The sequence below is a fragment of the Paraburkholderia sp. CI3 genome (assembly GCF_050436505.1).
Taxonomy (GTDB): Bacteria; Pseudomonadota; Gammaproteobacteria; order Burkholderiales; family Burkholderiaceae; genus Paraburkholderia; species Paraburkholderia tuberum.
Genome location: NZ_JBNDMI010000001.1, coordinates 114,899 through 133,464 on the forward strand (window position 1 = coordinate 114,899; position 18,566 = coordinate 133,464).

Here is an 18,566-nt window from a genome sequence, read left to right on the forward strand (position 1 = left end):
GATCGATATACATCTTGCCAGTCAAAGGTTGTAACCCGGGTTGCCCGTTTGTAACCCAAGTCGTGGCGCGGTAAATGACTGTGATCGCTTCGTTTTCCTGCATCATGATGCGCGCTTCAATCTTGCGTCAATCGGCGATCGTGAGTGCGACGTAAGCCAGACGCGCAAGATCCAAACAGGTGAGACGATAGCGGTCGGATTGATGATAAGGCGCGGCTTTGTTCGGAAGGTAGAAATCCGATTGCTGCGGACGCAACTATCCATTTTTGACGCAAGCCGTCCTGCCGAACAAATTCCACAAGTTCACGAGATTGGCGATGATCACGCGTTCGTGTTCCTGTGATTCAATCTTGCGCGTCGGTAGACGCGCGCCGAGGCTCTGGTGCAAATAGACAATCTGAACGATATTTTTGCTATAGAAAGGAGACCTCATCAAGAAGACAGGACGGCCTCCCAGACTGCGGGCGCAGCGGTATCTTTGAGGCCGAGCTTCGCGAGGCTGAACTGGCCCTTGCGAATACCATGGACCAACTCAATACCTGAGAGAGTGATCGCTGCGTTCCTGAAACGTTTGAAGCCGAGCATGACTTTCGTCCGGGACTTGATGTTGCGGTGATCCTGCTGGACCAGATTGTTGAGATATTTCGAGGATCGGACCGTCGTGTCCTCAGGCAGCAAGCCATCGACCTTCATCTCGCGCACGGCGCGGTGCGAGGCGGCATAGCCATCAAGCGTGATGGTTTTCGGTGGCTGGCCCTGATGTTTGAGTGCCTTCCTGAAAAAGGCTTTTGCCGCCTTCACGTCGCGCCTGGCGCTGAGCATGAAGTCTACTGGCTGACCCGCCCGATCCACCGCTCGATAAAGATAGACCCACTTGCCGCGCAGCTTGAGGTAAGTCTCGTCGACACGCCACGACTGGCCGGTGAGCCTGCCAAAGCGGTTCCACCGTTTGACGAACTCCGGCGTAAATATTTGCACCAGAGCCCTCGAACGGAGGGAGGCCGGCTATATGATTATTAGAGCCTTTCTTCATGCCCCATTATATTCGTCGACCCCGGCGCCAACTTATCAATGCCGACGTGACATGTGGCTTCGTTTTGCGACCTGTGATTTCGCACTCCGCCTCGCAAGCGTAATTTTGTATCGAGAAGATATCGTTGCACTTCTAGCCGAATGGTTACACCTGTAACCATCCACCTGTTGCGGGACGAGTGAAATGCAATCCCTCCGGAGTCGCGCTTGCCACGCGCGACATGCGCCTGTTCTACAAAAATCGTCATTTTCGAATCCTAATTCTCTGGGGGAGATGATACCGGACGCATTGCGTGTCATGGCGGCAGCGCTGCTTCTCGCCTTCGCAAACAGCGCCGTTGCGCAGTCGAACGTGACACTGTTCGGCTATCTCGACGAGGCTGTTCAAATGCTGACGCGTGCGGACGGCCATCATGCCAGTGTGAGCCTGACCAACTATGGCCAGGTGATGTCACAGTTCGGCATCCGTGGGGCGGAGGATCTTGGAAACGGCTACCAGGCCCTATTCCTGATCAATCCGTTTCTCCTCAACGGCGGCCAGATCGCGCAGACGTTCGTGGGAATTTCGAGCCCGTACGGTACCGTCACGCTCGGTGAGCAAAAGAGCATTCTGTTCGAACAGGCACTCTGGTTCGACCCGCTTCTCGCCGGTGCCTATAGCGCGCAATCGGCCGACGTCGTGCCGCGATACGGTTTCCTGATTTCGAATTCGATCAAGTACAAGTCCGTGCCATGGAATGGGTTGACTGTCAACGCATTGCTCGGCCTCGGGGACCGTCCGGATGGCTTCAGTGCAGGCCGCACGGTCGAAGCCGCCGCTGAATATGACTTCAGACAATTCGGGATAACGTTGGCCTATCAGAAGGTCAACGCCGACCCGCAGCAGGAGGGGCCGACGATGGCAGGCAGAACGGGGACGAAACTGCTAGGCGCCGGCCGATATGCCTTCTCTCGCGTGACCGCATACGGAGGCCTTGAACACAGTTCGGGCGACATGGAGCCTCGCCGCACTATGGTGTGGACCGGCGTGCGGGTCGACGTGACGCCGGCGCTCAATCTTCAGGCAGCAGTCTATCGCGCCAACATTGCCGATGACGGTGGGCACCCGACCCTTTGGGTGGTGGGCACATCGTACTCGCTGTCGCGCCGCACGAGCCTGTACGCCACGCTAGGACATGTCGTCAATGCCGCGAACGCCGCGCAGACGGTCTATGCGTTCGATCCCGAAGACGTCTGCGGCAAAACGCAGACCGGCTTGATGCTGGGCATGCTTCACGCGTTCTGACACTTGCTTCAGAGGGCTCTGGTGCAAATAGCGCGGGGGCGAATCGGTTAAGGTGTCGGGCTGAACGAAGTTGAGAGTCGACGATGAGCAAGCTGAAGAGCCTGGATGAACTGTTCGCAGGCCGTCACTTTGACCGCGATGTGATCATTCTGTGTGTTCGCTGGTACCTGCGCTACAAGCTTAGCCTGCGCGATCTGGTCGAAATGATGGCGCAACGGGGTCTGTCGCTGGCGCACACGACGATCCTGCGCTGGGTGCGGCGCTTTACGCCGGAGTTCGTCAAACGGTGGAACCGCTTTGGCAGGCTCACCGGCCAGTCGTGGCGTGTCGACGAGACTTACCTCAAGCTGCGCGGCAAGTGGGTCTATCTTTATTGAGCGGTGGATCGGGCGGGTCAGCCAGTAGACTTCATGCTCAGCGCCAGGCGCGACGTGAAGGCGGCAAAAGCCTTTTTCAGGAAGGCACTCAAACATCAGGGCCAGCCACCGAAAACCATCACGCTTGATGGCTATGCCGCCTCGCACCGCGCCGTGCGCGAGATGAAGGTCGATGGCTTGCTGCCTGAGGACACGACGGTCCGATCCTCGAAATATCTCAACAATCTGGTCGAGCAGGATCACCGCAACATCAAGTCCCGGACGAAAGTCATGCTCGGCTTCAAACGTTTCAGGAACGCAGCGATCACTCTCTCAGGTATTGAGTTGGTCCATGGTATTCGCAAGGGCCAGTTCAGCCTCGCGAAGCTCGGCCTCAAAGATACCGCTGCGCCCGCAGTCTGGGAGGCCGTCCTGTCTTCTTGATGAGGTCTCCTTTCTATAGCAAAAATGTCGTTCAGATTGTCTATTTGCACCAGAGCCCTGGTGACCAGGATACTCGGTGGTGCGGACGCGGTGATGGCTGGCGCCGCGACGCAGCACCAGCCATCACCGCAAAACAATCAATAGCGACAATGACGCGGGAGTAACATCATCCCGTGAGGCAACACGTCCGGTCGAAATCATTGTCGCCCCCCAAACGTCACAGACAGGGCGCTCGACCGGACACGATTCACTCTGGAAAGTGCGTATATGCCGTTGGTGGTCGGAGGTATTCCTCTTTGGGCAAGTCGGGCAGGTTTATATCCTCGTGAAATGCAGTATTGAACGGATCGGCCGTGGTCTTCGCGACATAAATGACCCGCGGTCGCGCAATGCCAATAGCCCCAACCATCACTTTCTTCGTCTTGCGCCTCTCTTTTGCTGCGACGGCCGCTTTAGTTACAGATTCCGGCGTCGAACTTGGCGCCTTCGGCACCTGCTCTGCGGGACGCACTCGTGACGGGGGCGGCGACAAGGTGGCCAGTGGTGTGTCTGCCTGCGATGGTCTGCGCCGGTTGTGAGCGGTGCTCGCCGGCTTTTCTTCGGGAACTTGTTCGTAGCGATGAGAAGAAAACTTCGTTACAGAATTTAGTGGGTTCATGGTGATTCCTTCGAGGACTCAGTTTCTTGGAATGCAGGAGTGTAAGCGCAGGAGAAGTGATCGACCTGTAACGGGCTGTTTCGTTAGTGAGAAAAGAACTCGCGGCCGCGTCCACCTTCGCGCAATGACGCATTGGTTCGGGGGCTTGCCCCATATGTGGGGCGCTGTCAACTTGGCGGTGGTGAGACGGCGCAGTGCCAAAGAGGTAGATTGCTCAGAAAGCGGTCGACGGATTTTGGCTGAGCTCGGTGGATGCATGCCACGCAGCGAATCGGGCGGCGAGTTGTTTGCGATAAAGAGAGGCGCGCAGCAGATGTCGTTTGAGAGCAAAGTGCTGCCGAATCAGACCGAAGCTCGACAGAAAAGCTTGCGTTCGCTTCGGGTCGCGGAACCCGCGCATGCGTCGTTCACCTTCACGGGTAGGTGGATGACTATTCTCAGCCCGGTTATTCACCCGCGCAGCAGCCTTGACGAACACGTGTTTGACGCCGGCCAACTCGGGGATCTCAGCCTTCGCGGCCGGATAGCTTCGTAATTGATCTGTGACGATCTTGCGCGGCACAGGGCATGACCGAAGCACGTGCTTGAAGAAGCGTTTCGCAGCGGTTTTGTCCCGCCGCTTCTGCAACAGAATGCGAGTTGGGAGTGTCAGATTTTTTGTGTGCAAGGCGGATAAAGGCCTGCGCATGACAAGCCGATCGGATCATTCTACAAGTGACTTCTGGTGAAGCGATCCTCGTAGAGGATCGCGAACTGGTTCATCGCCGCTTTCCAGTCGTGCGCGGCGCGGCTCCACTCTGCGGTGATATTGTTTAATGCCAGCCACAGGAGTTTGGTGGCGGCATCGTCGCTTGGGAAGTGACCTCGCGTCTTTATGATCTTGCGTAGCTGGGCATTCACGCCTTCAATGGCATTTGTAACCGGCATGATATGAACCGGTGCCCCGCGTCCCCGCCGCGAAGTTTCAGGCGTATGGTACGACCATCCGGGACAGGGGCACCGGGGAGCACTTCGGGTGGGCAGGCCGTTGGTACACGATGAGCCGCGAGCTCGTGTTTGTAGTTGGCCGCCCCTGCGACCCGCCCGGTTGCGCTGTGAGCGCGAATCCGTAGTTGTCGTGCTGTCCCACCGGCTCCCTATGTTTTCCATGGGAGAACGGCTATGCGCATTGTTGGTCTGGATGTGTCGCGATCGGTTGCCGAGATCGCGTATCTGGAAGATGGCGTACTTGTCAATTTCATCCGTCGTGTAGATCACCTTGCATACTGCCGGCGGAAACGCGAAGAACGGAGGTGGCAGGTGCGTTGTGTTGCAGGGCGGCTCGTGTCATGCCCGAGTCCGGCAACATGCCAACAACGTGACAATGCCCCTAGCACCATATGATTACCAATTCCAGCCAAACTGCTGGCATTCAGATTCCTTTGTCTGGACTCGGGCAGCGTTTGAACCCATATCGTTCGAACACCGCGAATGCTTCGGGCGAACGGATAAAGTCCAGCCATCGGCGCGCAGCCTCCTCGTGAGGCGCGTGCTTCGCTATCGCACCTGCATAGGTCTCGCGCGAGTTGTCCTCCGCCGGAATGTCCACGTGCTCGATAGGATGCCCGATCTGCTCCTGGAACCGGGCCTCGGATTGCCAGGTAACACCGCCCTGCGCCTTGCCCCGCATCATCCAGAGCGGAGTCTGGCGGTGATGGATGTGCGTCAGCAAGGTCGTGCCGTCGGCCACCTTCTCGCCGTATACCCTGTTTGCCAGCGCTTCGCCGCCCGCATGTTCGAGCGACATCTTGATCTGTCGCGCTATGCCTTCGAACTTGGGATTCGGCATTGCCAGCCGGATGCCGGGCTTGCCGAGGTCCGCGAGTCCCGTGATTTGTGCGGGATTGCCTTTGGGTACCATGATCGTCAGCGTGTTCTCCACATAAGGCACTGCCGGAGCCTGCAGAAGTCCGGCATCGATCTGTTTTTGCACGGCATTCATGCTCGCGAGATAGACGTCGGCCGGCACAGCCCAGGTCATGTTGCCAACCGTGACTGTGCCGCCGTTTTCCATCTGCTCTACGAGCAGGCCCGGAGGTATCGTTTCCCAGTACACGTGACCCTTGTACTCCGGGTAGCGCTCCTCGAACGCATGGACCAGCGGCGCCATCGCAAAGAAGTAATTGCCGCCGACGTAGAGGGAGAGCAGGGGGGCGATCGGGCTGCCATGAAAGTCTGCAAGATTGTCGGCATCGGGCTCGGTGAACTGTAGGCCGCGCGCTTGAATGTCACTGTTTGCACCGCGCTGCCACGGTGGAGACACGCTCGTGTCGGTGAGCGGATCGGCGGCAACGTCGGTTTGTGAATGCGCAGGCGGGACGGCGAGACACTGCGCGATACATACAAGCGAGGCAAAGGCGACCTGTCGGAGTCTACGGCTCATTGTTTCAGTTTCCAGCGAACGTTTGCGAGAGAAAGCGCGGACCCCGAGCGGCCCGGCAGCCATCGTTACAGCGGCAGCAGCGCGTAGCCCTGTTGTTGCAGTACCGTTGCGGTCGTCAATCCGGACAAGGCCAACGTCAAATGTTGGTCGATCCAATTTTCGTCGAAGTCGTGCTCGGCCACGGCCTGGGCGCAGACAGCCACGTCGATGCCCGCCTGCCTGAGTTTGACAATCAGTGGGAGATTCGGATTGGGGACGCCGAATTTCTCACGGTAGTGCGCGTCGTCGAGCGCCAGCGGCGTGGCAGCGCCGGACACGATGGCGATGAACTGCAGGTTTTGAAGCGACACGCCACTTGCGACGTAAAGGTTCACGGTTCGCGCCACGCGGTCGAGGCTGTCATTCACTTCGGTCGGTTTCGACGGCGCGCGCGTCACCGCGAAGACGACCTTGTGGCTCCGCGATGCATCCGGCTTGTAAGCAGCGCGCGTGGCAAAGTGCATCTTGCCGTATCCGGCGATCGCGGGCGTTGTCCAGAAGTCGGGCATTTGTGACGGTGTTTGCGCAAAAGTCGCACTGCAGATGATGGCGAGGGCGCTTGCAGAAATGAGTATATTGAGTCTAGGCATTTCTTATTACCTTTTCACAGTGAGGTAAGGTAGACGAGCGGCCGAACGTGTTGAGTCTTTCGACCCGCCGCGGCGTCACGTCTCCAGACAGCCGCTTCACAAGTCAGAAACAATTGTTACTGCTTGTGACCGAGTGAGGATACGGCAATCAAAAAGTCCGGTGATGACGCTTGAACCCGTTTCTTCGCACCTTGTGCTATTGCTTCGCACTGTTATCCTGTATCGGGGTATTGACGCGGTAACACTAAAATGCCGGGCCGAGGAAAACGCGTTGCCTCACGATGAAGAAGACGGCGTTGTTCAGAATCGGCTGAATTTGGGTGACACGGATGAGCGACATCGCTCCGTCTGATTTCGTCTGGATTAGTTGGCAATGCGATATAAATGGAGGTCGTTGCCCTCTATGCGTCAGGTCCGCTGCGGCTAAAGAGGGACGGGTCCACGCAGCGTGAGCCAGTGCGGATGGTCCTGGGCGGGCACTGTCACGTTTAACAACGTGACAGTGCCACAGCGCGACTGATATGCACGAGCGACACCTCGCTCATTCGGCTGTCTTCGCCCCTCACCGCCAGGATCAGTTCGACTTCGAAGGTCGTCTCCGTTGTTCATCACGGAGCGACTATCGGTCAACTCACGCCTCCGCCTGGTGCTGCAGAGTCCAGGCCCACCAGATCGAACGCTCTCAAAGCCGATCGGGCAGCACTTCAACGGGCAAGTCACGAATGCGCATTTGTGTAATGAGGCGCGAAGCGGAAACAGCGGGTTACAGGCAGCCCAATGCCTTTACAAAGAGCCCGCTTGACTTACAAACATCCGCTCGAAATGTGGTGGATGCTCGGGTTTAATAGCATCGGCAGACAGATGAATAACCCGTTTGGAGAGCAAAGATGTTGAAAAAATCGTTGGTCGCATCTGCGGTACTTGCATTTTGCAGCGCATCCGCTTTTGCGGGTCACATGGGTGGTGGTATGGCTCATATGAGCGGCGGCATGGGTCACATGGGCAGCGACATGAGCCATATGACCGAGTCGAACTCAACTCAGCACGCCATGACGGCGAATCCGGGCGCGATGCATGGTATTCGCGGTCTGGTGACGACCGCACCCGTGGCCGCGCAACCGGGCACAGTTGCGGCTAATCCGGCTGCGATGCACGGTTTGCGCGGCGGCACGGTCGTAAATCTGCCGAACGGGGGCATCACGGTGCAGCAGACGCCGACGATGACGGCGCCGAGCCCGACCACGCCTGCAGTGGCGCAAACCGGGCTGACGCCGCCGAACCCGAACGCGACGCATGGTCTGCGCGGCGGCACAGTGGTGAATCTGCCGGGCGGGGGCATCACGGTTCAGCAAATGCCGACGCAGGCGCCGACTACGCAGCCTTCGATGACAACGCCGGCAATGATGGTGCCGCCGACTACACAGCCGCCGGTCCAGGCGCAACGCTCGCCGGTGCATCTTTCGTAAGGGTGATGCCGGATCCGATCGGGCAGGACCGTACCGGTCCGGCGCATGGGCGGTGATCGACTCTTGCGGTCACCGCCGGCTTCGAGAGTGAACCGGTCCTAGGGACCGTTGCTACTGTTGTGCGCTCCGCACTCGACCATGCGCAGTCCGGCCGAAAAGGCCTTATCGCGATCAGAACCTTCTTGGTTACGGACTGACGCGTGCTAGAAATGTGACTTTTATGAGATCGTGGAGTACCTATGTCAGGCGCTGGTTCGGGTGGGGTGCAGGGTTCGCGCGAACGCACCCTCACAAGATTCACGGATGATCAACAGGGCGGGCGCACACAGTCTGCCGGCTCTGCTGCCTCCTCGCACCGATCATCCTCCCCCAAACCCACAGGACCACTGCGGGAGCTGCAAGGAGGTCCTCCGCTTCCGCCCAAGCCCACGGAGTACCTGCAATCACGCGCTCAATCGAAGAGAAAAGAAGTGCTCCGCGATTTGGGACGGCTCTTCGATCAATTCGTGGCTGGCGAAATCACCGGAGAGCAGTTCGTCAAGCGCGCATGGGAGGTGGCCCCCCAGCGAATTCCGCTGGCGAGCGTCGTTCCAGCAGCGCTGGAAGTCGGTCACGATGGGAACCCTATGCCTCGTGTCGGCAACAGGACCATCGGCGTACGCGTATCGCGCGATCCGTCGCCCTCACATGATGGGGGGGGATCTGCAATCACGCAGTCGCACTCAGCCGAACGGGCCAGCGACGAGCGCTCTGGCCCACTGCATAATCAGATACAGGAGACTTTGAGGGCGTTGTCCGCCACACCAGGCAGGCCACTGAGAGTGATGACAGTTTCCTCCATGATCGGAGAACAGCAGTCTTTGCAGCAACGGCTAAACAAGATCCATAGGGGCGCTCACGCTCCGCTTTCAACGCCTGCCGCAAGTGACGCCCATATAGCATCACATGAACGTCCGCTGGCTGGGTATCTGGCGGGCCGTGCCCGCCTGAATCGTATACCTGACCCGGAAGCGCTTGCCCCGCTGAGGGAGGCACAAAGAACATTGACGAAAGCGCGGACCGCGTTTCCGATGGGTCGGGGAAACGTCATTCCCGACCTGTTGGCCAGTCAGCTCGAATCTTACGTCACGCTGACCGCCGGTCGACGGCTCGCCGTGCAAATTGCCGCAGCACTCTCGCGACCGGACGACGAGTCACTGGCGATCTATCGGTTAGGTATCCGTGACCACCTCATGGAAGACATCATTGCGGGCGTTGAGCAGAAAACAGGCCATCCTCTTGACGCAGCTCGCAGATACGAGCTGACAGGGAAAACAGCAGTCATCGCAATGGCAAAGTACGGAGGGGCGGGTAATTGCGGAGAAATGGCACTGATTGCCGCCAGCATGCATGCAAATACCACTGACGATGGCAGCCGGGTTTATGAAGTTAATGGTTCTCCAACGGTCGATCACGGATGGGCGGAAGAGCGAAAAGCCGATGGGAGCGAAAGACCCGACGACATCATTATTGATCCGTGGCTCGAGGGTCCCGTTACCTACCGTGAAGATGCCAGTATTGCGGCAAGCGCGAATTGGCTTGGTGCGACACCCTATCACTCGGAGAGCATCCCGAGTGGTGCCGACGAGCTTGCGACAGCGCTTCAGAATAATCCCGAGTTCAGGCGCATTTTTGACTTGCAGCTGAAAAAGGCGCGCGAGGACGTGGTTGGGTTCAGCACACTAGATTTCGGCGCATTTGCATATTCGCCGACATCGTCGGTGAGTGAAAGGATGGCGCGCGACGTACGTGCAGCAAAGGAAAACGATGCCGGCCATCAAGCCTTCACGAGAGGAGTACGCAACGGAAAGGCAAACGACGCTAACCAGGCTGCCTTGCTGATGGAAATCGCGACCGCGGGCGTCAATAGGGCCTTCGGGCTTAATGTGAGAGATGCGACGGACGAGGTAAACAATACGAACGTTCTCGCGGAAATGAACAAATTGAACATGTAAGGGCACAACACGAGAGCGTTCGATTTGGTGGGGTCCGGGCTCTGCAGGCGCCAGGCGGGGGCGTGAGTTGACCGATAATCGCTCCGTGGTGAACGACGGAGACGTCCGTGGAATTCGAATTGATCCTGGTGGTGAGAGGCGAAGACGGCGCAACGAGCGAGGTGTTGCTCGCCCATATCAGTCGCGTTGGAGACGCGGAAGTGGCGATGCTTGGACTGAGGCTGTCCGAAGGACATCAGGTCGTCGCACGGCTTCAGCACGAGATCGTCACGCGCTCGAGGGAGGCCGGCTTAATGAATTCCAGAACCCAATTTCTTACCCCATGGAGAAGCCGTGAAATCTACAATTTCCCCCTCGAACCGTGTCGACACGGCTCTGGTGCAAATAGGCGGTTTGGACGAGATTTTTGCTATAGAAAGGATACCTCATCAAGCAGACAGGACGGCCTCCCAGACTGCGGGCGCAGCGGTATCTTTGAGGCCGGGCTTCGCGAGGCTGAACTGGCCCTTGCGGATACGATGGACCAACTCAACACCTGAGAGAGTAATCGCTGCGTTCCTGAAACGTTTGAAGCCGAGCATGACTTTCGTCCGGGACTTGATGTTGCGGTGGTCCTGCTCGACCAGATTGTTGAGATATTTCGAGGATCGGACCTTCGTGTCCTCAGGCAGCAAGCCATCGGCCTTCATCTCGCGCACGGCGCGGTGCGAGGCTGGCTAAGCTTGTAGCGCAGGTACCAGCGAACACACAGTATGATCACTTCGCGGTCAAAGTGACGGCCTGCGAACAGTTCGTCCAGGCCATTCAGCTTGCTCATCGGCGACTCTCAATTTCGTTCAGCCCGACACCTTAGCCGATTTACCCCCGCGCTATTTGCACCAGAGCCCGCGCGTACAGACGTACAGAAAAGGTTGCTCCCGTCATATTTTGCCCGGTCCATCCGCGCTGCCCACTCATCGTCCGTCATTTTCGCGGGATTGAATATTTCGAATTTTTCCATGAGCGCACGGGCAGCGCGGGGATGGTTGCATTGGATTGCCAGATCAAGGGCATCGCGTTGATACCGGTTCTGCTTTGTCAAAACGGCCGGAGAACAGGTTTTGAGTTTGGGCACGTCGTTCTCCCTTGCCGCGATGTGGCCCACGTCCTCCTGCCCGTCCTCTTCAAGCATCTTCCTTTGGGAAGGCGGGTATGCGCGAGTCAGATCTCCCAGCCGCTCTGCTTCAAGTCTGATCGACTGGCTTCCTTCGTACATTGCCTGCGCCACGTGGCCCAGTATGGCGTACCGTGGATCGGACATGTTCGACACATTAATTTCGTTGAAAGGCCGTGTCCCTCCCTTTTCGTTTGCGCCTGACTTGGCGCCTCGTTCCAGCAGCACCTTCACGACATGGACCATGAAGCCATAGTTGCTGCGGGCGCAGGCGGCGCGAAGCGCGGTGCGGCCGCGGGCGTCTTTAGCCATGACATCGACCCCTTCTCAATCAGAAATTCGGCGACTTTGGCGGCGTTAAAGCGTTCTTCGCCGAGAAGATAAGATTTTTCGAAGAGGCTGTGAAGCGGCGTGCAGCCTTTATCGTCCTTCGCACTGACGAGATCCGAATTCATTTCGCACAGCCACTTGACCACGTCCGGATGGAAATTTCGATGCATCGCGGTCCTGCGGTTCTTTGACTGCTCATCCCCGGAAAGAGCGAACAAATCTTTCAGTACCTGGGCGACTTTCAGATTCCCATCCCGGCAGGCAGAACGGAATTCAGAAGCCGCCTTGGCTCTGTCATCGATGACAAGTGCGAGCCGCTTCGCGTCTTCGACGTCCGCGCCGTTTGCGACAAGTTCGGCAAGAACGTGCACATGTCCGGACTTGGCGGCCCACTCGATCGGGGATATTCCGTCGATGACGCAGTCTACCTTTGCGTTGCCCACCCGGAGCAAGATTCGCAGGTTGTGTAGATCACCAAGTTTGACTGCGTCAACAAGTTGATTGTTATGCCCGAAGTAGCAGTGAACGCTGACGGCTTTTTCCCTTTCGCCGGCGCCGGTGCTGTCGGCAGGTTGTTGATCGCTTCGCATTGGCGCGCGTCGGCCGGGTCTTTGCGGCGATCATGCGAACACACGAATTGCGTGACAAGGCGTGGCATCGAGCGGCCACGCTCCAGTTGCGCATCTATCTCATGCGACGTATCGGGAGACGTATGCCTATCCCTGTCGGGACGATGAGTTCGCAATCGGCTCCGGCGACAACCGAAGCGGATCGAGCGAACACCGCTTCATCGGAGTCGCCGTCGCGGCCTGTGCTGCCAATCGAGACCCGCACGCCGAAATTGCCCCTGTGGGCGCAAGCGTTGCGACCCGTTGAGAAGGTGCTTCGCCAAGGTCAAAAGCTTATCGGATCCCCGAAGGGCGAGCGGGTTATGCTCTCCTCTTTGGTTGCTGAAACGACGACCTATGGCCGCCCATTCGACCTGAAGGTCTATACGCCTCACCAGCCATCGGCACACCTGGGTTCTGTCCCCCCGCAAACTCCGCCTGTATCAGCCGATTCGATTGCTCCGCCACAACCGCTACCTGCGAAGGTGGTGAAGGAATTTTTCGACCATCGGCTTCCCGCCGAAGCTCACCCGGCGATCAAGGCGATGAGGGACGAAGCAAGCTTCGGCGCCTGGTTGTCCGGTCATTTCGCAGTTGGCCGGGCGACCAGCCTTGGCGGGGAGAACCCTGCGGCCATTGAGTTGGAGACCCTTGCGCAAAACCTGAAGAAGTTGAGGGCCCGGAGTCCGTGCGAAGCGCCGTTTGAAAAGCCGATGCTGATGGGGCATTTGCTTGCGACGGTGAGCGGTCGCGATGTCGCACTCGCCAACAAAATATTCAAGCGCCTGGAGCGGGGATTGAACCTTCCCGCGATGATTGATCGCCACCCTTACGCGTTGAGCGATCCGCTCGACCAGAGCGTGTGGCATCTGGCCCAATTGCTTGCGGAAACCGGCGTCGGCTTCCAGTTACTGCGCAAGGTTGGCGGATGCACTGGCGAGAACGTCTGGAACACGAAAGCCAAATCTCGAGCCGCACGTACGCTGCTGCAAGCGGTCAGGCATTTGCATCGGGCCGCGGCGGGCGACATCACGCCGCATAGCTTTTTCAGGAACTGCGTGACCGCGAAGGACGGCCCGGACGATGACCTTGCGACGAAAGCAGTGCGCGCGGCCCATTTGGTCCTGACATCGAGCAGGTCTGAACTGCCCCCGGCCGATCGCGGTGCGCTATACGCATGGCGGCAGGGCTTCCGCACAGAAGAAGGCAACTTCGCCCGCTTCAAGCAGGGTTTGAGCAAGCTGGTCTGTGAGCATATCCCGCGAGCGGAACAGCCGCGCACCTACGCCGAGATGCTGACGGGCAGGAACAAGTCTCCGCTTCGCCCGCTCAAGCACGGTGTGCAGGGCGTGAACCGGCCGCAGTGGTCGAAGGTGATACCAGAGGTCAACAAGCGGCTGGATACGGTGCTGGAATGCATTGGCAGCCGCCTTGTGCAACCGGAGCTAATCCTCGAAGCCGACGACCCGATCGACATGGCACTTCGCGTAGCGACGCTTGTGTACTGGAAGACCGTGCCGCAAGAGGGGCGCGAAGGCCATGTGATTGACATGGACGCGTTGGTTAAGATCGCGCACCAGGCGCGCCGGCTCATCGCTGCGATTCCGGAACCACGAATGCCCGCCGCGAGGAAAAATTACTACGACCTCAAGCAGCAGATCAATGCGCTGCCAAACGATTTCGCTTCGCTCAGAAAAGTCGCACCGTTCAACATGCTGTATCGCCAACGACTGTCGATAACGGCGTTTGCAGGATGGGACGAGCATCACGAGTTGCAAGACGACCTCGCGTTCAGGACAGCGGTCGCGGAGTCGATCAAACTGCTCGATTCCCACGACATCCGGCCGCGCGACATGAGTCCGGAGTCATTGCGGCGCATGCTGCTTGAGCTGACCGATCATGCTCAGCCGGGCGGAAAGCTGGCGGTTGGCGAGGGCATTCGCGGCGGCGCCAATACCGGCGCGGTTAGGCCAAACGTCAGCCGGTTGCTGGGTCTCGCCTTTCCGCTTGTGCCACGGGTCATCTTCCGGCGCCAATGGGGAAAGCAGGTGCTCATGCAGATCAACCGCTCGGGGCACGGCGGCGATATATATTTCGGCACGGAAAGGATGAAACGCAAGGGCCTTGGCGGCGGAGTTTTTGCCGGCTTGGATTTCGCAATTTTTCGCGTGGGCGGGACGCTCACGATCATGCCTCTCGACAAGACGGATATGTTCCAAAAGTTCATCGCATTCCGCATCCCGCGGCGTCACAAGGAGGGCTCGTTCGCGTGGGACGACGATCAACGCAAGGCCAGCCAGAAGAAAGTCATCAACTTTCTGTTCGATGAGGCGGCACGCGTGAAGGAAGAAGGCATAAATGCGGAGGAAACATGGAATAAGTGGGTCAAGGCTTTCGATGAGGACGACAATGTTGTTGTCGATTTTGTCGATATCGAACACGGCAACCATGCGAGAGCCGCCGCCTTCGAAGTCGGCGCTACTGCAAAGGTGCCAACGGGCGAAGGGGTTACACCACGAATCGGTCTCGCTGTTGGAATCGGGGGTACCCAGGGCGACGTGTGGCGTCACGACAGGCGCAATGAACGAGGCCCATTCAGTGTCGATATGCATCGAGCAGGCGAATACACGCGGGTAACCGCACGCGCGGGCATCACAAGCAGCGTGAGCGTACCGATCGACAACGGCGAAGTGAACCTCGCCATCAGCCCGGGCGACATCGTCGGATACAGCAAGGATCTCAATGAATCGGGCTCTCTTGTCCGTGTGCGGCTTGTTCACGAGGACGGGCGGCTCAGGCATCGTACATGTTTCGCAGACACCGAATTTCGCCAAGCTTCTGACTTCATCAAGGCCCTCGAAGTCCACGCGAATGAATGGGTACAAGTATTCGAGCGGCGCTTTGCCGACGAGCCGGACGAGCTCAGGCGAAAGGGCATGGCTCGCCGTGAGCTGAACCGGATTTTTGGTGAAATTCGCGGAAACGAGCGAAAGAACCAAGGTTTCTTCTTTCGGAGACGACTGCGAAGGCATGCGGCGCAGGCCATCGACGCCAACACGACGCTTGCGTCCGTACTGCGGGCAGCAGGCGCGTCGCAGGACGAATTGGATCGGATCGAAGCACGGTCCGCCGAGATCGTTGCGAATTCGCGCTCCTGGATGGTGATGGAACTCAAGGTGTTCGAGCAGGTGTCGCGTCTGCGTGGCTCCGGCTGGGTTTCCGGACTGGTTCATGGAACAGCGCACACCACTGCGGAGGGTGAACATGAGCTGCTTGCGCAGACAGTCTCGGCCGAGGCGCTGGAAGACCTGGATGACCGGTTGCCGAAGTAGTCTAGATGAAACGTATTGTTGTCCGGCGCTCCGGAGTTGGCTTCGGAAGCACGTTGAATCAGGCGGGGAGCTTGCTTTACCGTCATCCGGCCCGGCGGCCAACGTTCGGATTACGCATTGTTGGTTGAGGTGAACCGGCAGTGCGCTTCGCCTCGCTTCGCGGAGCCGTTTCAGCGTCTGGCCAGCGCCGTGATCCGAGCGGGCGACGAAGCAACAGCCCACCCTTTGCCACCCATGCAACACGTAATAGAGGTCTAGCTAACGTACTCGCCGACATACGGCAGGAGCGTGTCGCTCAATTCATCAGCATCGAAAGTCCGGCTCAAACCGAAGCGTAACATCGCGCTTGAGTGGTTTTCGGGCGCCGAACTACTGTGAACGCTCCAGCCTTGCCGCAAAAGCGCGTGGCCCGTTTTTCGCACCCGTCGGTGTCGGATTGCAAGACGCTCGAAGTCGCTCGCGATGCGGACGCTGCAAACCGCTATGTTCTCGTAGTGGGCCGCGACAACTTCAGGCTGCCCAAAGACATCTGCTGAAAGCAGTTGAACGCGGGGGTCGAAAACACTCCTGCCAATCCTCTTCGCATGCGTCACCGATGCCTCCAGCGAGCTGCAGCACCCAAGGGAAATTAACCCTGCACTTCCTGCCTGGTTACGCACCGGATCTGAATCCCGACGAGCTGGTCTGGAGCCATGCCAAGCGTACCGGCGTTGCCAGACGTCCTTTGATGAAGGGCGAAAAACTCGCCCAACGCATTCGCAAACAGCTCGCCGATATCGGCAATAGGCCCTCTCTGGTGCGATCGTTCTTTCAACATCCATCTGTCCGCTATGTTACTGACTTATGAGTAAACCGGCCCACCGCTTGCGCGTTGCGCGCCCCTTTTCTGACGTGGCGGTGGCGGACGCGCACCGTTATTGCCATGCAGAAGGGGCCGCACAGTGGCGGGCCCTTCGTTAGAGACAGGGGAGAGCCGATGCAGCGGGGTATCGTCCGGACCCGCGCTGTCATTCAACCATCACCAGCTGCTTCCGCTCGTCGGGCCATTCCGGTGACGCAGACGTGATTCCCCACGCCGCAAGCAGAGCGTCGAATGACGGCGCGCTGGCGACCGATTTGCTGAGGTGCAGTGGCTGGCCGGTCAATCGATACTGCGGACGCTCGCCAGGGCCTGCTCCTGGATGTGCGACGCGCTCGAATACGCCTCGCCTGACGCCGTAGTGGATGGCATTCGACGCGTCGGGTGCATTCAAGACGCCGTCAAGGACCATACGCGCAACCGTCGCGGGCTGGTGTTCGCGCAGATATTCGATCAGTCGTTGAGCATTGCGGTTGACTTTCATATGATAAGAATTCCTCCGCATTGCCGCGGGAAGTTTCAAGCGCGGTGCCTCAATGCACGCATACCGCTTTCCTGATGTGCGACCGAATCGGCTTACCCGAGTCGGTGTCGCCGGACGGGGCGTGTGCCATTTTCAGCCAGCAAACGCGGGGACTTCCCGGCGGCGTTCATCGGCTAGTCCTTGAACCGCGTTCGTGTCGATTCGACCATCCCATACGGCACTCGTCGAGCCCACCGTTTCGGCCGCACGGAGTCTGGGCAATTTGCGTGATCAACATCGGGCACCTTCAGACGATTCAGGGCGGTGCAAGCCCTGCCAATCAAAGACGGACGGCGTACGTCGGGGGCATCGGGTTGCGCGCGAATATGTTTGGCGGCAACAGACGCAGGCATGCCAACAGACTGCGACTGAGGGGGGCACGGCGGGGATAGGTGAAAAGGTGGCCCGTTGCAATGCCAGATTCTAGAGCGCGCGTGATTGCAGTGGAAGGTGCCGACTGGCGCAACACCGTTTCCCCCCAGAAACTGTGGCGCCCGTTCTGAAAGAGCTCCCGCCGCGCCGCCAAAGCCTTGCGGGCACGCTCACTGGCTCAGATATCCTGGCAGCTCGTCAGCAAGGAAATCGACGGTGGTTCGCAGTGCCTGTGTCATACCGCGTTGCGAAGGAAAGACCAGGCTGAGCGTCTCGCGCGGGATATGCCAGTCAGGCAGCACGCGTATCAATCGTCCCTGCGCGATGTCGTCACAGCAGAGCGGCTGTGGCAACAGGGCGACCCCCTGGCCCGCGATTGCTGACTTGCGGGCGAGCCTCGCACTGTTACTGTACAACTTCGGATGGAACGTTACCGCCGCGGTGCGTCCGTCCGATGCGTGCACGCGCCACACGCTGGCTAAATCAGCGCGCTTGAGTTGCAAGCCGGCCACGCCGTCCAGTTCCTGCGGCGTGCTCGGTTCGCCGTCGGCGAAGAACGCCGGACTCGCCACGAGGATGCAGTGAGTCTGTGCGACCTGACGCGCGATCAGCGAACAATTTTGCAACGGCGCGGTATGGCTGCGAAGCGCCAGGTCGAACCCTTCGTCGACAAGATCAACATAGCGGCTCGCTGTCAGCAGAACGATGTCGATCTTCGGATACCGGGCAAGAAAGCGAGGCATCAGTTCCTCGAGTGCCATGCTCACCATTTCACCCGAGCACGTTATTCGCACGCGTCCAACCGGTTCGCTGAGACGCGCCTGCGCCGCCATCTGTGCGCCGCGTACCTCGTTCATCACGCGCAGGCAGTGCTGATGGATGTCCTCGCCAGCTTCGGTCAGCGAGAATGTCCGGGTGGTCCGGTTGGCAAGCCGCAAGCCGAGCGTTTGCTCCAGCGCCCTCATGCGCTTGCTCAATGTGCCCTTCGGCACGCCGGTCACTTCAGCCGCCGCGGAAAAGCTGCGCTTTTCGACTACGACCGAAAAGTAATAAAGGTCATTAAGGTCGAGCATGACGATTGCTTCCGATCAGAATGAATGTGT

At 58.8% G+C, this 18,566-nt stretch carries 13 protein-coding genes and 6 pseudogenes; 7 read left to right on the plus strand and 12 right to left on the minus strand.

Going from position 1 to position 18,566, the window contains the following annotated elements:
- Window positions 1–432 precede the first annotated feature (432 nt).
- Window positions 433–978: pseudogene (locus OKW29_RS00535) on the minus strand (IS6 family transposase); the annotation flags it as partial.
- Window positions 979–1,330: 352 nt separating this feature from the next.
- Here OKW29_RS00535 and OKW29_RS00540 point away from each other — a divergent pair.
- Together OKW29_RS00540 and OKW29_RS00545 are read left to right on the plus strand one after the other, a co-directional pair.
- Window positions 1,331–2,317 (plus strand): porin, encoded by a 987-nt coding sequence (locus OKW29_RS00540; RefSeq protein ID WP_429289549.1) that lies wholly within the window; start codon window positions 1,331–1,333, stop codon window positions 2,315–2,317.
- 92 nt (window positions 2,318–2,409) lie between these two features.
- A pseudogene (locus OKW29_RS00545) lies at window positions 2,410–3,117 on the plus strand (IS6 family transposase).
- A 247-nt stretch (window positions 3,118–3,364) separates the two neighbouring features.
- On the opposite strand, the gene OKW29_RS00550 reads toward OKW29_RS00545, so the two are convergent.
- The 5 genes and pseudogenes from OKW29_RS00550 to OKW29_RS00570 all read right to left on the minus strand — a co-directional run bounded on the left by OKW29_RS00550 (window position 3,365) and on the right by OKW29_RS00570 (window position 6,745).
- Window positions 3,365–3,775, minus strand: coding sequence for a hypothetical protein (locus tag OKW29_RS00550; RefSeq protein WP_429289550.1), 411 nt, complete (start codon window positions 3,773–3,775; stop codon window positions 3,365–3,367).
- A 214-nt stretch (window positions 3,776–3,989) separates the two neighbouring features.
- Window positions 3,990–4,409 (minus strand): annotated as a pseudogene (locus OKW29_RS00555) (DDE-type integrase/transposase/recombinase); the annotation flags it as partial.
- A 74-nt stretch (window positions 4,410–4,483) separates the two neighbouring features.
- Window positions 4,484–4,705: pseudogene (locus OKW29_RS00560) on the minus strand (transposase); the annotation flags it as partial.
- A gap of 481 nt (window positions 4,706–5,186) precedes the next feature.
- Window positions 5,187–6,077, minus strand: coding sequence for a substrate-binding domain-containing protein (locus tag OKW29_RS00565; protein ID WP_429289551.1), 891 nt, complete (start codon window positions 6,075–6,077; stop codon window positions 5,187–5,189).
- Between the two features lie 185 nt (window positions 6,078–6,262).
- Entirely contained in the window at window positions 6,263–6,745 is a 483-nt protein-coding gene (locus tag OKW29_RS00570; RefSeq protein WP_429289552.1) for a DsrE family protein, read from the minus strand.
- A 1,049-nt stretch (window positions 6,746–7,794) separates the two neighbouring features.
- Between OKW29_RS00570 and OKW29_RS00575 the strand changes: the two genes are divergently transcribed.
- The gene (locus OKW29_RS00575) at window positions 7,795–8,292 is read left to right on the plus strand and encodes a hypothetical protein (protein WP_429289553.1); all 498 of its coding nucleotides are present in this window, start codon (window positions 7,795–7,797) and stop codon (window positions 8,290–8,292) included.
- 443 nt (window positions 8,293–8,735) lie between these two features.
- On the opposite strand, the gene OKW29_RS00580 is transcribed toward OKW29_RS00575, so the two are convergent.
- Window positions 8,736–8,906: a hypothetical protein gene (locus OKW29_RS00580; RefSeq protein WP_429289554.1), complete on the minus strand. Its 171-nt coding sequence runs from the start codon at window positions 8,904–8,906 to the stop codon at window positions 8,736–8,738.
- Between the two features lie 210 nt (window positions 8,907–9,116).
- Here OKW29_RS00580 and OKW29_RS00585 point away from each other — a divergent pair, with 210 nt between their 5' ends.
- On the plus strand, window positions 9,117–10,286 hold the full coding sequence (locus OKW29_RS00585) for a hypothetical protein (protein WP_429289555.1): 1,170 nt from the start codon (window positions 9,117–9,119) through the stop codon (window positions 10,284–10,286).
- A 428-nt stretch (window positions 10,287–10,714) separates the two neighbouring features.
- Here OKW29_RS00585 and OKW29_RS00590 read toward each other — a convergent pair.
- The 3 genes and pseudogenes from OKW29_RS00590 to OKW29_RS00600 all read right to left on the minus strand — a co-directional run.
- Window positions 10,715–10,951: pseudogene (locus tag OKW29_RS00590) on the minus strand (DDE-type integrase/transposase/recombinase); the annotation flags it as partial.
- A 161-nt stretch (window positions 10,952–11,112) separates the two neighbouring features.
- Window positions 11,113–11,751, minus strand: a complete 639-nt coding sequence (locus OKW29_RS00595) for a hypothetical protein (protein ID WP_429289556.1) — start codon at window positions 11,749–11,751, stop codon at window positions 11,113–11,115.
- Window positions 11,670–12,359, minus strand: coding sequence for a hypothetical protein (locus OKW29_RS00600; protein WP_429289557.1), 690 nt, complete (start codon window positions 12,357–12,359; stop codon window positions 11,670–11,672). Before OKW29_RS00600 ends, OKW29_RS00595 begins: the two co-directional genes overlap by 82 nt.
- A gap of 122 nt (window positions 12,360–12,481) precedes the next feature.
- Here OKW29_RS00600 and OKW29_RS00605 point away from each other — a divergent pair, with 122 nt between their 5' ends.
- The 3 genes and pseudogenes from OKW29_RS00605 to OKW29_RS00615 all read left to right on the plus strand — a co-directional run.
- On the plus strand, window positions 12,482–15,709 hold the full coding sequence (locus OKW29_RS00605; RefSeq protein WP_429289558.1) for a hypothetical protein: 3,228 nt from the start codon (window positions 12,482–12,484) through the stop codon (window positions 15,707–15,709).
- Window positions 15,710–16,083: 374 nt separating this feature from the next.
- Window positions 16,084–16,245, plus strand: a complete 162-nt coding sequence (locus tag OKW29_RS00610) for a hypothetical protein (RefSeq protein ID WP_429289559.1) — start codon at window positions 16,084–16,086, stop codon at window positions 16,243–16,245.
- Between the two features lie 77 nt (window positions 16,246–16,322).
- Window positions 16,323–16,556 (plus strand): annotated as a pseudogene (locus OKW29_RS00615) (transposase); the annotation flags it as partial.
- A 160-nt stretch (window positions 16,557–16,716) separates the two neighbouring features.
- On the opposite strand, the gene OKW29_RS00620 reads toward OKW29_RS00615, so the two are convergent.
- Entirely contained in the window at window positions 16,717–17,052 is a 336-nt protein-coding gene (locus OKW29_RS00620; protein WP_429289560.1) for a hypothetical protein, read from the minus strand.
- A gap of 581 nt (window positions 17,053–17,633) precedes the next feature.
- The gene (locus tag OKW29_RS00625) at window positions 17,634–18,536 is read right to left on the minus strand and encodes a LysR substrate-binding domain-containing protein (protein ID WP_429289561.1); all 903 of its coding nucleotides are present in this window, start codon (window positions 18,534–18,536) and stop codon (window positions 17,634–17,636) included.
- Window positions 18,537–18,566: the final 30 nt, after the last annotated feature.

Coding starts and splice junctions, on each gene's coding strand:
- OKW29_RS00540 (WP_429289549.1), top strand. CDS start 1,331: ATGGCGGCAGCGCTGCTTCTCGCCTTCGCAAACAGCGCCGTTGCGCAG.
- OKW29_RS00550 (WP_429289550.1), bottom strand. CDS start 3,775: ATGAACCCACTAAATTCTGTAACGAAGTTTTCTTCTCATCGCTACGAA.
- OKW29_RS00570 (WP_429289552.1), bottom strand. CDS start 6,745: ATGCCCGACTTCTGGACAACGCCCGCGATCGCCGGATACGGCAAGATG.
- OKW29_RS00575 (WP_429289553.1), top strand. CDS start 7,795: ATGGCTCATATGAGCGGCGGCATGGGTCACATGGGCAGCGACATGAGC.
- OKW29_RS00585 (WP_429289555.1), top strand. CDS start 9,117: ATGACAGTTTCCTCCATGATCGGAGAACAGCAGTCTTTGCAGCAACGG.
- OKW29_RS00595 (WP_429289556.1), bottom strand. CDS start 11,751: ATGGCTAAAGACGCCCGCGGCCGCACCGCGCTTCGCGCCGCCTGCGCC.
- OKW29_RS00600 (WP_429289557.1), bottom strand. CDS start 12,359: ATGCGAAGCGATCAACAACCTGCCGACAGCACCGGCGCCGGCGAAAGG.
- OKW29_RS00605 (WP_429289558.1), top strand. CDS start 12,482: ATGCCTATCCCTGTCGGGACGATGAGTTCGCAATCGGCTCCGGCGACA.
- OKW29_RS00620 (WP_429289560.1), bottom strand. CDS start 17,052: ATGAAAGTCAACCGCAATGCTCAACGACTGATCGAATATCTGCGCGAA.
- OKW29_RS00625 (WP_429289561.1), bottom strand. CDS start 18,536: ATGCTCGACCTTAATGACCTTTATTACTTTTCGGTCGTAGTCGAAAAG.